This is a genomic window from Staphylococcus sp. HMSC061G12, assembly GCF_001838465.1.
GTDB lineage: Bacteria > Bacillota > Bacilli > Staphylococcales > Staphylococcaceae > Staphylococcus > Staphylococcus simulans.
Genome location: NZ_KV837135.1, coordinates 23519 through 37229 on the forward strand (window position 1 = coordinate 23519; position 13711 = coordinate 37229).

Annotated in this window: 14 protein-coding genes; 8 read left to right on the top strand and 6 right to left on the bottom strand. The window is 36.0% G+C overall.

What is annotated here, in order from left to right:
- Positions 1-30: 30 nt before the first annotated feature.
- Together yidC and HMPREF2937_RS09070 are read right to left on the bottom strand one after the other, a co-directional pair.
- The gene (gene yidC / locus HMPREF2937_RS09065; RefSeq protein WP_023016216.1) at positions 31-885 is read right to left on the bottom strand and encodes a membrane protein insertase YidC; all 855 of its coding nucleotides are present in this window, start codon (positions 883-885) and stop codon (positions 31-33) included.
- 226 nt (positions 886-1111) lie between these two features.
- Entirely contained in the window at positions 1112-1681 is a 570-nt protein-coding gene (locus HMPREF2937_RS09070; protein ID WP_070864430.1) for a hypothetical protein, read from the bottom strand.
- Positions 1682-1978: 297 nt separating this feature from the next.
- Between HMPREF2937_RS09070 and HMPREF2937_RS09075 the strand changes: the two genes are divergently transcribed.
- Positions 1979-2902, top strand: a complete 924-nt coding sequence (locus HMPREF2937_RS09075; RefSeq protein WP_070864431.1) for an osmoprotectant ABC transporter substrate-binding protein — start codon at positions 1979-1981, stop codon at positions 2900-2902.
- Between the two features lie 249 nt (positions 2903-3151).
- Here the strand turns inward: HMPREF2937_RS09075 and HMPREF2937_RS09080 are convergent, their stop codons facing one another.
- Complete coding sequence (locus HMPREF2937_RS09080; RefSeq protein ID WP_070864432.1) at positions 3152-4741, bottom strand: BCCT family transporter; 1590 nt, start codon at positions 4739-4741, stop codon at positions 3152-3154.
- A gap of 243 nt (positions 4742-4984) precedes the next feature.
- Between HMPREF2937_RS09080 and HMPREF2937_RS09085 the strand changes: the two genes are divergently transcribed.
- The 4 genes from HMPREF2937_RS09085 to HMPREF2937_RS13510 all read left to right on the top strand — a co-directional run bounded on the left by HMPREF2937_RS09085 (position 4985) and on the right by HMPREF2937_RS13510 (position 7941).
- Positions 4985-5218: a hypothetical protein gene (locus tag HMPREF2937_RS09085; RefSeq protein ID WP_070864433.1), complete on the top strand. Its 234-nt coding sequence runs from the start codon at positions 4985-4987 to the stop codon at positions 5216-5218.
- 215 nt (positions 5219-5433) lie between these two features.
- Positions 5434-6117, top strand: coding sequence for a thiaminase II (tenA, locus tag HMPREF2937_RS09090; RefSeq protein WP_002480059.1), 684 nt, complete (start codon positions 5434-5436; stop codon positions 6115-6117).
- Positions 6118-6184: 67 nt separating this feature from the next.
- Positions 6185-6925, top strand: coding sequence for an acetoacetate decarboxylase (locus HMPREF2937_RS09095; RefSeq protein WP_070864434.1), 741 nt, complete (start codon positions 6185-6187; stop codon positions 6923-6925).
- A gap of 155 nt (positions 6926-7080) precedes the next feature.
- Complete coding sequence (locus HMPREF2937_RS13510; RefSeq protein WP_142351431.1) at positions 7081-7941, top strand: hypothetical protein; 861 nt, start codon at positions 7081-7083, stop codon at positions 7939-7941.
- Positions 7942-8008: 67 nt separating this feature from the next.
- On the opposite strand, the gene HMPREF2937_RS09105 is transcribed toward HMPREF2937_RS13510, so the two are convergent.
- Positions 8009-8209, bottom strand: coding sequence for a hypothetical protein (locus HMPREF2937_RS09105; RefSeq protein ID WP_002480056.1), 201 nt, complete (start codon positions 8207-8209; stop codon positions 8009-8011).
- A gap of 219 nt (positions 8210-8428) precedes the next feature.
- Positions 8429-9553, bottom strand: coding sequence for a hypothetical protein (locus tag HMPREF2937_RS09110; protein ID WP_070864435.1), 1125 nt, complete (start codon positions 9551-9553; stop codon positions 8429-8431).
- 175 nt (positions 9554-9728) lie between these two features.
- Here HMPREF2937_RS09110 and HMPREF2937_RS09115 point away from each other — a divergent pair, with 175 nt between their 5' ends.
- A complete protein-coding gene (locus HMPREF2937_RS09115) occupies positions 9729-9920 on the top strand; it encodes a hypothetical protein (protein WP_002480054.1) in 192 nt (63 codons plus the stop codon).
- Between the two features lie 103 nt (positions 9921-10023).
- On the opposite strand, the gene HMPREF2937_RS09120 is transcribed toward HMPREF2937_RS09115, so the two are convergent.
- Positions 10024-10728 carry an SDR family oxidoreductase gene (locus tag HMPREF2937_RS09120; protein ID WP_002480053.1) on the bottom strand — a complete coding sequence of 235 codons (705 nt, stop codon included), beginning with the start codon at positions 10726-10728 and terminating at the stop codon, positions 10024-10026.
- Between the two features lie 334 nt (positions 10729-11062).
- Between HMPREF2937_RS09120 and HMPREF2937_RS09125 the strand changes: the two genes are divergently transcribed.
- Entirely contained in the window at positions 11063-12661 is a 1599-nt protein-coding gene (locus HMPREF2937_RS09125) for an FMN-binding glutamate synthase family protein (protein ID WP_070864436.1), read from the top strand.
- Between the two features lie 256 nt (positions 12662-12917).
- Positions 12918-13706 carry a putative hydro-lyase gene (locus HMPREF2937_RS09130; protein WP_070864437.1) on the top strand — a complete coding sequence of 263 codons (789 nt, stop codon included), beginning with the start codon at positions 12918-12920 and terminating at the stop codon, positions 13704-13706.
- Positions 13707-13711 lie beyond the last annotated feature (5 nt).

Sequence of the window (13711 nt, forward strand, 5' to 3'; positions counted from 1 at the left end):
GAAATAACTTCCCGGGCCAATTCATCATATTTATTTTTTCTTATTCTTCTTAGAAACGACTTTCGTGTTTTTAGGTTTATCTTCTTTTTTCTCTTGTTCGCGTTTAATACGTGCTACTTCTTCATCTGCAACTTTACTGTAGTATCTGTTCGCAAAGAACATTTGAACAATCATAAAGATGGCACTGACTGACCAATAAAGACCTAATGCCGCAGCTGAAGTGAATGAGATATAAATGATGAAGATAGGTGAGATAATCATCATCATGTAACCCATTTGACGTTGTTCTTTCGGCATATTTTCAATGCTGACAAGTGATTGTAAGAAGTAAAGGGCACCGGCGATGATTGTAATCCAAACATCAGGTTCTGTCAGTTTGAACCATAAGAAGTGAGGATGATCTGTGATGCCGCCATGTGAAGGCCATTTTAATGAGACATATAAACCAAAGAGTACAGGCATTTGAATTAAGATTGGCAGACAGCCAAGCATACTCTTCATTGGATTCATATCATACTTTTTATAAACAGCCATTAATTCTTGTTGTGCTTCCATTTTTTCTTCTTGTGTACGTGCACGTTTAACTTTTTCTTGTACTTCTTTCATCTCAGGTTTCGCAATATCCATAACCTTACGCATGATTTGACCGTTCTTAGTTTGGCTTAACATAAACGGCAACATAACTAAGCGAATGGCTAATACAATAACGATAATTGCGAGACCATAGTTATCGTTTAAATTATGACCAAGCCAATGTAGTAAATTGTCCATTGGTTTTGCGAAAGTATTGAAGAAGAAACCATTGCGGTTTTCACTCTTTGAATAATCGCAACCTGCGAGCAGTACTGTAGATAACGTCAATAACAGTATGTATTTTATTTTCATCTTTCTCTGCCTTTCTCTTTTTTTATTGAAAATAATTAAGCATCGTATCGAAGTCATTGAAAAAGCAACCGCTTAACAAGGGTTGCAAAAAAAGGACAACAATTGCTTATACACTTACAAGATACAATCCTAACATAGAACCTGTATCGATTAAAGAAGAGAAAAGATAAAACAACATAGCTAAAAACAATACGATAAACAATGGCAAAACAAAGTGAATAATTAACTAATCTGTTGCTTTTTCATTTTTCAACGTATTGATAGAAATAGACCATAAAACGATATTTAAGATCATCACAATAAATAATGCGACAACTGTATATAGAAGATCAAAAGTTATAGGCATCGGCAAGGTTTCAAACAACACATAATAAACTAACCCGCCAATAATGACCTGCCCCACAATGTTTAAGAGCTTTCCAATATTAGATTCAACAAATTGAAGTAATAAAGAGGGCAAAGATAACACACTAAAAACAACATAACTAACGAGTGTTATTTCTCCTAAAGCTATCGCAGACGTATCAGTTAAATTTGAAAGTGTAACTGAATCTAAAAATTTTATCGCAGCGATAAACGCAAAGATAAAAATAATGAAGCCAATTACTTCTCCAATAAGTAGTGCCAAAAATGAGCTGACAATATTCCTTTCTGGTTTCTCAAAGCGCTCATAAATATATTCAATGACAAAATTCATTAGTATCGAAACAACAACCAAGATAATAAAGACAGTCGGAAGTTTACCTGTAAATAACTGACTTAAGAATTCTACACCTAAATCCCAATAAACTTTCATGATTTTAAGCTCCTCTTTCTCTTTATGTAATGAGTATATAGATAAAATACAATAAAAATCAACTGTCATTTTATAACTTTTAAATTAAAAAAGAGGGTATGTCTAGATTGGTTAAATGATGAAGAATGTTGTGAGGACAAGAGATGAAGTTCCTGGGTTAGTCTAACGTTTGTGTGAGGTTAGACTGAAGTTAGGGTGAAAACGGTATGCCATGCACAAAAAATGTATGTGTTATAATGTGTAGTGGTTAATTGTGAAAATAAAATGATTATAAAAGAAATTAATGTGGGGGTTGTAATGAAAAAGTTTAAATATTTAATGGGGATAGTTTTAACAAGTGTCCTTATACTTGCTGGATGTGGGTTACCTGGCTTAGATGGCGGTCCAGGTAAAAACGTTAAGATTACTGCACTCGCAACAAGTGAATCGCAAATTATGGCACATATGATTCGCCTGCAAATTGAACACGATACGAAAGGGAAAGTAAAACCAACCATTATTAACAACTTAGGCTCAGCTACTATTAAACATAACGCCTTATTGAATGGAGATGCGCAAATTTCTTCTACGCGTTATACAGGTACAGATTTAGTAGGGGCGTTAAATCAACAGCCTATTACTGATACTAAGAAGGCTATGGACATTGTTCAAAAAGGCTTTACAAAGCAATATGATCAAACGTTCTTTGATACGTATGGTTTTGAAAATACATTCGCATTCATGGTCACACAAGAAGTGGCTGACAAGTATCATCTTGAAACAGTTTCGGATTTAAAGAAACATAAAGACGAGTTGCGTTTAGGTACAGATTCTACTTGGATTAAACGTGCTGGCGATGGTTACCCGGCTTTCACTAAAGCCTATGGATTCAAATTTAAAAGTATCCGACCTATGCAAATCGGCTTAGTATATGATGCTTTAAAAAACAATAAATTAGATGTGGCTCTAGGTTATACTACAGATGGTCGTATTTCAGCTTATAACTTGAAAGTATTAAAAGATGACCGTAAATTCTTCCCACCATATGACGCAAGTCCACTTGCGACGAATGATTTCTTAAGAAAGAACCCTAAAATTAAACATTCATTAGAAAAACTTCAAGGCAAGGTCTCTACGAAAACAATGCAAGAGTTAAATTATCAATCAGACGGCAAACAACAAGAGCCGGCCGTAGTCGCAGAAAGGTTCCTCAAAAAACACAACTATTTCGAAAATAAATAGTTATCAATTTGTCTTGTGTTAGGACCATGTTATACTTACAAAAAATTGGAGGTAGATTATGGCTAAAATTAACCAAAGACAAGTGAGACAAATTGTGCGTTTAGTCACACGTATTGTACGTCAGATCATGCGTTCTAGAAATAATAAACGTTATTAATATAAAGAAGCAGCACTTTCTCAAATTAGAAGAGAAGGTGCTGCTTTTGTTTATCCTTAAATTGAAGCGTAGGGATACGCATGTAGTTAAATTTATGTGCGATCTTCTGATGAGTGTCTCTTAGATGCGGCATGTAAAATCTTAGTATGTTCTTCATTAGGTGAGAGTGTTAATCCTAACGCTTTACGCTCTCTATTCGCATCTTTATAGAATGAAAGCGTCATTAAGATAACGACCACACTGAATGGTAAGGCTGAGATAATCGCCGCAGATTGTAGGGCGTCTAATCCTGTTTCGCCTCCGGCAAGCAGTAATACATACGCAATCGCAGAAAGCGCAAGTCCCCATACAATTTTTACGAATCCTGCTGGACGTAATGTACCAAATGCCGTCTGCATACCTAAAACGAATGTTGCTGAATCGGCAGAAGTAATAAAGAATGATCCAATTAATGCGAGTGCGATAATGGATAAGACACTGCCTATCGGCAATTCATTAAAGATACCGAATAATTGTGTTTCAGGTGGCATTTTAAAGATTTCAGTATGTTCTTGTCCAACACTGATACCTGTTAAACCGAATACGCTGAACCAGAAAATACTGACGATTGTCGGCACTAGTAAGACTGCCATAACGAATTCCCTGATAGAGCGTCCTTTAGAGATACGGGCGATAAAGATACCGACGAACGGACTCCAACTCATCCACCAGCCCCAATAATAAACTGTCCATGTCTGCATCCAGTCATGTTTTTGTTGGTTTAATGGTGCGGTGTCTAAACTGTTAAAGATTAAAGTGTTTAAGTAATCACCAGTTGCAGAAGTCATCATATCTAAGATGAGTAGAGTTGGACCAACGAGTAATAAAATCGCAAAGAGAATTGCAGCTAAAATCATATTCAAGTTACTTAAATATTGAATTCCTTTGCTTAAACCACTCCATGCACTGTATAAGAAAAGTACAGTTACGACTGCGATAATAATACCTTGAACTAACTTATTATTTGGAATACCAAATAAATAATTCAAGCCACCATTGATCTGCATCGCGCCAACACCAAGTGATACCGCTACACCGATAATTGTCGCAAATACTGCTAAAACATCGACAATGGTACCTGGTAAACCATCCACACGTTTACCTAAAAGTGGTCGTAATGTTTTAGAAATAAGACCGACTTCGCCTTTTCTGAATTGGAAATAAGCGAGTGATAACGCTACGATGCCGTAAACAGCCCAAGGGTGAAAGCCATAGTGTAAGAAACTCGCACGTAACGAATCTGCAAGTGCTGCTTTCGTTTCTGCAGAAGCTGTAGGAGGAGTTAAATAATGTGATACAGGCTCAGAAGCCCCATAGAATACTAAGCCAATCCCCATACCAGCACTAAATAACATTGTCAGCCAAGAGATAGTGTGGAACTCAGGTTTGTCTGTAGGTTTACCTAGCTTTAATTTGCCGATTGGACTAAAAACTAAGAAAATACAGAAAACCAATATGAAAGAAAAGACGAGCATATAATACCAACCGAAAGTTTCTGTAATCCACGCCCCAAGTGCACCAGAAACCTTTCCGAATTGGTTAGGGAAAATTGCGCCGATTAATACTAATAAACCTACAAGTATAGACGCATAAGTAAATACGGGTGAAAACGTTTTGTTTGTCTCTTTATGAGTCGTCTTCAAAACTGCAACATCCTTTCTGATTTGAGTATTGAAAAAAGCAAAGACGGTATTTATGCTATCATACCTAGGAAATAATTCAACTTCTTGAAAATCGTAGCTTAAAAAGTGAAAAAATCATTGTAAATTCAAAAAAGGGGTATTTTTTGAATTTATATCCAACTTAGGGTGGGGTAAAATAAAAAAACTGATATATAAGAAAAAAAGGGTGAAGGTGTATTATAAAAATTTGAAAAAATATTTTACATGCTTGGGGAACAAAATTTAGAAAATGAATATCAAAATCGACAAGAAGCATTTACAACTTTTTTAACAAATATTGAAATTCATCCCATTAGAGACCAAAAACAATGTCAGACTGTAAGCTATTCATTGTTTATTTGTATGAGCAAAGCTTTAGCACATAAAATGGAAGGTGTTCTTTTAAATTTAAATAAAATATTAAAACTATCACACAATGGAGGTGATAGTGATGTTTGATGTTGTGGTTGCATTGGTTAAACAAATGATTGCGCAATTTATTTCAGGCGGCAAACAAGATGTTAAATAGTCATGCTTTATTCAGTGTGATAATTGAATGCGTCGACTTGTGTTTAGAAACAAGCCGGCGTATTTTTGTATATTGTGTCGATATAGGTTAGATTAAAGATAAGCAGTAAAAATATTGAATCAAATCTAATTAGGAGGAACTTGTAGTGACACAATTATTTACAGATCGTTTATATGAACGCGTTGAGCCAATTTGGGCATCTTACATGGAACATCCATTTATTAAAGGGTTGGCTGACGGCTCTTTGGATGAAGAGAAATTCAAACATTGGTTGAAACAAGATTACATTTATTTAATTGAGTATTCTCGTTTATTTGCGATTGGTGCCGCGAAAGCCATTGATTTAGATATGATGTCGACGTATGCGCAATTATTAGATGGCACAATGAATACAGAAATGAACTTGCATCGTGGTTATGCGAAGGAATTTGGTATTAGTGAAGCGGAATTAGAAGCTACTGAACCTGCAGAAACGACAACCGCTTATACAAGTTATATGTTGAATATGGCGCAAATCGGCGGCGTAGAAAATGTGATTGCCGCAATTTTAACTTGTACATGGAGTTACAACTATATTGGTTTGAAATTGGCAGAACAAGATGCTGCGAAAGACCATCCATTATATCGAAAATGGGTAGATATGTATTCATCTGAGGAGTTTACGCAATTTAAGAAAGACTGTGTTGAACTGATGAATAAAGTGACAGAAGGACGCTCAGAAGCGGACTTAAAACGACTAGAAGATATTGTCGTACGCACAAGTTATTATGAATATAAATTCTGGGATATGGCAGAAAATTTAAGTACTTGGGATGTGCCGGTAAAATAGAATGATTGAAGATTCAAGTTGTTGCCTTTAAGCTTAGGTAAGCAAAGTATATTGAGGAGGCAAAGAATTGAATAAAAAAGAACTCATGAACTTAGCTTCAACACCTGTGAATGCACCGACATATTCAAGAGTGGATGTTCATTTCAGAAATAGAGAATTTTTAAACATTGTGTATCGCACGGATATTGAGAAACTAAAGAAAATCGTACCTGAACCGCTAAAAGTGACAAGTGACTTAATCAAATTTGAAGTCATTGATATGCCTGATAGTACAGGCCTTGGTTCATATACAGAATGCGGACAAGTGATTCCAGTAGAATACAATGGAGAAGAAGGCGAGTTCTACTTATCCATGTATTTAAACAATCAACCTGCGATTGCGTTAGGCAGAGAGCTTTCAACATTTCCTAAGAAATACGGAGAACCAAGATTATATGTCGATAACGATACATTAGTAGGTACATTAGATTATCATTCATTACGCGTCGCACAAGCAACAATGACCTATAAATACCATCCGATTGAAACAGAAGAAGCGAAACAACTTATTACGAAACCAAGCTTCATGTTGAAACAATTACCAAATTACGATGGGACACCAAGAATACTTGAAATGACACGTTCTCAAATTACAGATATTCAAATTAAAGAAGCATTCCGTGGTGACGCACGTCTACAATTATTTGAACATGTGAATGCGCCGCTGGCAGATTTCCCGGTCAAAGAAATTGTCGATGCACAACATATCTTGGCAGATTTAAGACTCGGCCGACCAGAAGTCATTCATGACTATTTAAAAGAATCATAAGTATTTTAGGAGAAACAAGCTTTGATGTTTGTTTCTCTTTTTTTAAACAAATAGACAGAATATGTCTTTTTGTAAAGAATGAATACAGTTGTATTCCACTCAGGTATACTAAATATTAAGTATGAAAGTCATTATAAAGAGAGAGTAGGGACATAATGAACAAAATTAAATATTTAGGTACTGGACTCTTAGCAGTGTCGTTATTATTAACTGCTTGTGGGCAAAAAGAAGAAAAACAAACATCATCTGACCAAGAAAAGACAGAACATCAATCAGAAGAACAATCTACACATGATGATCATCAAAAAAGTGAAGAAAACAACGAGAAACATTTAGGTTCAAAAGCATCTGAATCTAAACACAATGCATTTAGTCACTTGAATCCGAATAGTGATGAATATCTTGCGCGTGTATGGTTAGCCGCATTACCAAGCTATCGAAGCGCAAACCCAGCAGATATCTCTATTAGCCATATTGATTTGTCAGGAAAGATTATGTATGGACCAGGCTCAATCAGATTTGGCCAAGGTATTCAAAGTCTATCAGGTTCTCCCACTGCGGCAGGGCATGTTGTTTATAAAAATAACGGAGATGGTACGATTACGATTTATCCCGTACCGAGTCATTTCCAAGATCATCGTTGGCAAGAAGAAGATTATAGTCGCGAGGAATCTCAACGTATTATGAATAGCGGAGAAGTGGTACCGTTGTATGATGGGAATGAAGAAGCGGTGCGTCTAGTTGAAAGTTATATTGGTGCGACACCACCTGGAATTGATGAGGATGATGAAGAGTCAGAAGAAACGGTGACACGTGAAAATGTGATTGATAAAGTTGAAGAATATGAAGGTCATCAATTAGATACAAGCCGTTATACTTTCAAAGAACCAGAACGTCGTGATGATGGGGGTTGGGGCTTCTCAATTTTAGACAAACAAGGTAATTTAGTCGGTTCATATATCATTGATTCAGACGGTGATGTGACAAAATATGATGAACATGGCGACGAAGTTTAAGATACATTGAAAAAGAACTTGATTCGACAGCTTTCATGTGTTGAATCAAGTTCTTTTATCGTTAATATTATGCTTCACTTTGTTTATTTGATGCATAGTCATAAAGTTTAATAATTGTTTTGAATTTCGCATCTTCGAGCTTTGTTTTCTTATTTCTTAAATCTTGAACAGTTTGATAGGGAACACCTGAAGCTTTTGAGATTTTATAGCCGCTTTCAGCTTCAAATAATTTTTCAATATCTTCTTTAATTTGTTTGATGACTGTCATAGTTAAGCTCCTTTTATTTTTTGTGTCGCGCTTTGAATGTAAGTGTAATTCTACTTACTTCACTGACAGTGTATCACGATATAATGCGTTATCCAATTGAAATTATAAAGTAAAAGGTTGAATAAAGTTTAAGGTTTGAGTTGAAAAATACCTTATAAAGCTTGTACTTTTCAGTATTGGCTTTATAAGGTATTTATGATTGTGTTATCTTATATCGCTTTATCTTCGGTATTGATTGAAATCAATGACATTACCAGAAGATTTATGATTTTGTTCTTGTGTTTTTGTTTGAGGTTTACTGTGCAGTTCTTCTAAGAGCTGATCCAACTCTTCTTGAGATGTGACTTTACCATCTATAATCGCATTCATAACTTTCGCATCGTCACTATCTTGATTTAAGTCGAACATTTCTTTAAACATTTCACGCATGTCTTCATCTTTGCCCGCTTCCACAAACGCAGAAATCGCAGTATCGATATCTTCATCTTCATTAATCGGCAGGCTATTCAATTTTTGATACTTTTCAATTTCTTCTAATAACTCACGATCTGCTTCATCAAGGAAGTCTAATGGATTCAAGTCATTCTCTTCGAAGTAATCTTCTAAATCTTCAAAGATATCCATTGGCATATAAAGTATTTCATAGTCATCTTGCACTTGAATGAAGAAAGTTTTCACACTTAAGGCATCAAGATGCGTGTAAGGAATAACGTTGCTTTCTTCAGCGATGAAGTACGCAATTAAATTCAATTCTTTTTGCGTGAGACGTTTGAACATTAATGAAGTTTTGTTTGTAAATTTATCTTGAATTAAATCAACGATGTCACTTTTGCTTCCTTTAGAAAAGCCGGTAATTTTAAATTCACGACAGATTTGTTTTAATTCTTCAGTATTGTATCTCTCTAGTAAGTCAGCAAGTTGGAAATCTTCATAATCTCTACGTGCTTGTGTTATTTCACGCATTTCATGAATGGCTTCTTCTTCATCATCATCTAATGGTGGAATAGAGTCATATTTATGGTTGAGTACGTGGCTATTGAAGTTGTTTAAAAACTCAGTTTCTACAAAATAAGAGTTTTTCTCAATTTCATAAACGAAATCTGTTCTTCTTAATATTTTTAATTCATCGGCTTTGTCTTCTGAAATGATTGTGACTTCAGGATGATACTTCAAGATAGATTCTAAGACTTGTCTTTCTTTTAACGTCGTATACTTTCCATAATCCGTACAGATTTCTTGAACAGACATTTTTTCTGCATCATCTATTTTATAATCAGCATTATGGAATTCGATGGCTTCGGCTAATTCGATATATTTATGTTTTTGCTCTTCCAAGTAATTCATGTGCGTCACCCCGTGCATTGTAAGATTGTATTATATCTATTCTATACCAATCTTTCCCTTAAAACGAATATTTTAAAGATTAAATGGATTGATCTTTAATTATAGAAATTCTACATAGGATTCAACACCAAGTTGTGATACATTAAACTAAATAACAATGTGAAGGAGTACCGCAATGGATACGACAGCTTTGATTTATGTCATTATTATTTTTATCAGCTTTATCGTCACAAACATGATTTCGAATCGCTTCATTAAAAACCGTTCCAATACAGGTTTATACTTGTTGAAACGTGTCGGTATTTTCATGGGTGTATATCTGGTCTTATTTAGTATTTATTTTATCTTGTTCAAACCGGAAATTTAAAGTAAAGGTATGCGTTGAATACAGATCCAACTTATATGTTTATATATGTAAAAAGTCAGGCATGTTGCCTGACTTTCATTGTTTAAAGCTGTTTAGTTGTATATTAAACAGGGCGTACTGTAATTTCATTCACATTGACATGACTAGGTTGTGTTAACGCATAGACTACCGCATTTGCGATATCTTTAGGTTCTAACATTTTACGTGAACCCCAATCTGTATCACTAGTCATAGCTGTGTCGACCATACCTGGTGAAATGCTGGTAGAACGAATGCCTGTTTTTGCGAGTTCTTTTTCTAAACCTTGTGTAATCGCATGTACAGCTGCTTTTGTGGCGCTGTATAACGCGCTTGATTTTGTCACTTCAAAGCCCGAAATTGAAGCGATGTTAACGATATGACCGCTTTGTTGTTGTTGGAAGTGCGGCATGACCGCATTGATTGCGTATAATGTACCTTTAAGGTTTACATCAATCATATCGTCCCAAGCTTGTACTTCACCTTCTGTAATCGCAGACGATTTCATTTGACCTGCGCTGTTGACTAAAATATCGACTTTCCCGAATTCTTCTACAGCTTGTTGTACTGCACGATCAATATCTTCACGGTTTGTGACATCAGCGCTGATAATTTCATAGTTTTTTGCGCCTGCTTTACGCAATTCAGTTGAAACTTGGTCTAGTTTCTTTTCATCACGAGCAACAAGCACTACAGTTGCGCCTTCATTTGAAAGCTTTAAGGCAATGCCTTTCCCGATACCGCTGCTTGCGCCTGTAATGACTGCCACTTTCTTATTCAATTCTGTCATAAGTAAATCCGCCTTTCTCTCTCTTATTTACACTTATATTGTTTTATTCCCTTTTTCTACTTAAGGTAAAGATAATAGCCGACATCTTCAGTATATACAAGGCGACTTATGAATGCGAAAATTGAAGCAAAATGATAGAATATTAACGGCTTTTCTCATCCTTTCAGCAATATTGCATCAAAAATGTAAACGTTTTCTAAATGACTGATGAAACACGACGGAATTTGGTATACAATGGGATTACATTTAAAATTTAGTGCAATTTCAGCAGAGTGGGCTGCTGGGAATTGAAGTAATACATGATAAGCAGAGAAATAGAGAGAGGGGAACTATAATGTTATTGCTTACGATTCTTCAATTCATTATCAACATCTTAATTGCGCTTGTCGTAATAGGACTGTTGGTGACTGGATTAGTATTGTTATTTAGAGATAAACGGCAACAACAACACAGTGTGTTGCGTAACTATCCTGTGTTGGCGCGTGTACGTTATTTCTTCGAAAAGATCGGACCAGAGTTGCGTCAATATTTATTCTCAGAGGACACGAAAGGGAAACCATTTTCACGTAGTCAATATACAGACATCGTGAAAGCTGGTAAATACAAATCACGCATGACGAGTTTCGGAACACAGACAGATTATGAAACAGGCTTCTTTATTCAAAACACGATGTTTCCAAAACAAGCAACGGAAATGCGTATTGATCAATCGACATTAATTTCAACGTTTGTCTATAAGGTTGATAACGAACGCTTATTTGATCGAGAAGAACATCGAGACCCTGAAAAGGTTGACCCTTATTATCTGTCAGATGAGGATGCGATTGTTTTAGGAGAAGATTTAAAATATCCATATAAAGTGAAACGTTTAGTCGGACAATCTGGTATGAGTTACGGTGCGCTAGGTAAAAATGCGATTACCGCATTATCTATGGGATTAGGACGTGCAGGTACATGGATGAATACCGGTGAAGGCGGCTTATCTGACCACCATCGTAAAGGCGGCGGCGATATTATCTTCCAAATCGGACCCGGTTTATTCGGTGTACGTAAAGCCAATGGTGAGTTTGACTTAGAGAAATTTAAACAAAAGGCAGCTATCGACCAAGTGAAAGCCTTTGAAGTGAAGTTAGCGCAAGGGGCTAAAACACGTGGCGGTCATATGGAAGGTGCGAAGGTAACAGAAGAAATTGCGAAAATCAGAAGTGTTGAACCTGGTAAAACGATTAATTCACCGAATCGCTTTGAATTCATTCATAATTACGATGATTTATTAGATTGGATTATGGATTTGAAAGAAGCGGCACAAAAACCAGTAGGCTTCAAGATTGTGGTGAGTCATGTCGATGAAATTGAAGCCTTAGTCAGAACGATGAAACAACGTCAACAATATCCAAGCTTCATCACAATTGATGGTGGTGAAGGGGGTACAGGTGCAACGTATCAAGAATTACAAGATGGCGTCGGCTTACCATTATTCACAGCCTTACCAATTGTGACAGGCATGTTAGAGAAGTATGGTATTCGCGATAAAATGAAAATCTTCGCATCAGGTAAATTGGTGACACCTGATAAAATTGCGATTGCGCTCGGTCTCGGTGCAGACTTAGTCAATGTCGCACGTGGTATGATGATCAGTGTCGGCTGTATTATGAGTCAACAATGTCACTTAAACACATGTCCAGTCGGTGTGGCGACGACAAATCCTAAGTTAGAACGTGGCTTGTTTGTGAACGAAAAGAACTATCGTGTCACAAACTACATCACAAGTTTACATGAAGGACTATTCAACTTAGCAGCGGCTGTCGGTGTCGAAAGTCCGACAGAAATTACACAAGATCATTTAATCCTTAAAAATCCGAACGGCAATTTACAGTCGATTTATGATTATAAGTTAAAATTAGTCGATACAAATCAAAAAGTATCTGTATAAATGTTATTCAAGCTCTCACTTTGATGCGTGAGAGCTTTTTTATGTTTTTAAATTTCTTTCGCTCTTTCCAATTTTTACAAACTAAAAATCAGTTGTTAAAAATCTATACTTTGTTGAATTCTTTTAAAACAGCTGAAAAACATGGTCAAGATAGTGAGGGTAACAGGTGTACAATTGAATGTTATTTAACACATGATTAAGTATTTTTGATAAACTAGTAAAAATACCATTTTTTAAACAAAGGGGATGTTTATACATGGCAAATTTACAAAATGTGGAACCAGAAGCATTAAGACAAATGATACGTAATAAAGAAGTAACGGGGCATACAAGTGGAATGGCTAAGGGGTACATTCAAGCGAATGTGGTTATTCTACCTTCAAAATATGCTTATGATTTCTTGAAATTCTGTTTTAAAAACCCAAAAACGTGTCCGCTATTAGATGTATCTGAAGTAGGGGAAGTTAACTTTTCAAAGTATGGTAAAAATGCGGATATTACGACAGAAGTCGGGGCTTATCGTGTATATGAAAATGGTGAATTAATAGAGACACCGTCTGATATCAAGCATCGATTTAATGACGATATGGTCAGCTTTTTAATTGGATGTAGTTTTACGTTTGAACATGCGTTGTTAGAAGCGGGTATTCCATTACGTCATCTAGAAGAAGGACATAACGTACCGATGTATATTACAAATATACCTGCTGAACCTGCGGGTCGTTTTGACGGAAATATTACTGTAAGTATGCGTCCGATGACTATGAAAGATGCGATTCGTGCGACAGAGATTACGACACACTTTAAAAATGTTCACGGCACGCCTATCCATATCGGAGACCCTTCAGCAATCGGTATCAAAGATTTAAATCAAACAGACTTTGGGGAGCCGGTACAAATAAAAGAAAATGAAGTCCCGGTCTTTTGGGGATGTGGTGTGACACCGCAATCTGTAGCTTTAGACGCTAAGCCTGAATTGATCATCACACATGCGCCTGGACATATGTTTATTACAGATGTTAAGGATAGTGAACTAAGTGATTGAGGTGT

Bases quoted from the DNA above. Each gene is read 5' to 3' on its own strand.
- HMPREF2937_RS13510 (WP_142351431.1), top strand. From the start codon at position 7,081: ATGAACAAAATTAAATATTTAGGTACTGGACTCTTAGCAGTGTCGTTA.
- HMPREF2937_RS09110 (WP_070864435.1), bottom strand. From the start codon at position 9,553: ATGAATTACTTGGAAGAGCAAAAACATAAATATATCGAATTAGCCGAA.
- HMPREF2937_RS09115 (WP_002480054.1), top strand. From the start codon at position 9,729: ATGGATACGACAGCTTTGATTTATGTCATTATTATTTTTATCAGCTTT.
- HMPREF2937_RS09130 (WP_070864437.1), top strand. From the start codon at position 12,918: ATGGCAAATTTACAAAATGTGGAACCAGAAGCATTAAGACAAATGATA.
- HMPREF2937_RS09075 (WP_070864431.1), top strand. From the start codon at position 1,979: ATGAAAAAGTTTAAATATTTAATGGGGATAGTTTTAACAAGTGTCCTT.
- HMPREF2937_RS09125 (WP_070864436.1), top strand. From the start codon at position 11,063: ATGTTATTGCTTACGATTCTTCAATTCATTATCAACATCTTAATTGCG.
- HMPREF2937_RS09085 (WP_070864433.1), top strand. From the start codon at position 4,985: ATGCTTGGGGAACAAAATTTAGAAAATGAATATCAAAATCGACAAGAA.
- HMPREF2937_RS09070 (WP_070864430.1), bottom strand. From the start codon at position 1,681: ATGAAAGTTTATTGGGATTTAGGTGTAGAATTCTTAAGTCAGTTATTT.
- yidC (WP_023016216.1), bottom strand. From the start codon at position 885: ATGAAAATAAAATACATACTGTTATTGACGTTATCTACAGTACTGCTC.
- HMPREF2937_RS09120 (WP_002480053.1), bottom strand. From the start codon at position 10,728: ATGACAGAATTGAATAAGAAAGTGGCAGTCATTACAGGCGCAAGCAGC.
- HMPREF2937_RS09105 (WP_002480056.1), bottom strand. From the start codon at position 8,209: ATGACAGTCATCAAACAAATTAAAGAAGATATTGAAAAATTATTTGAA.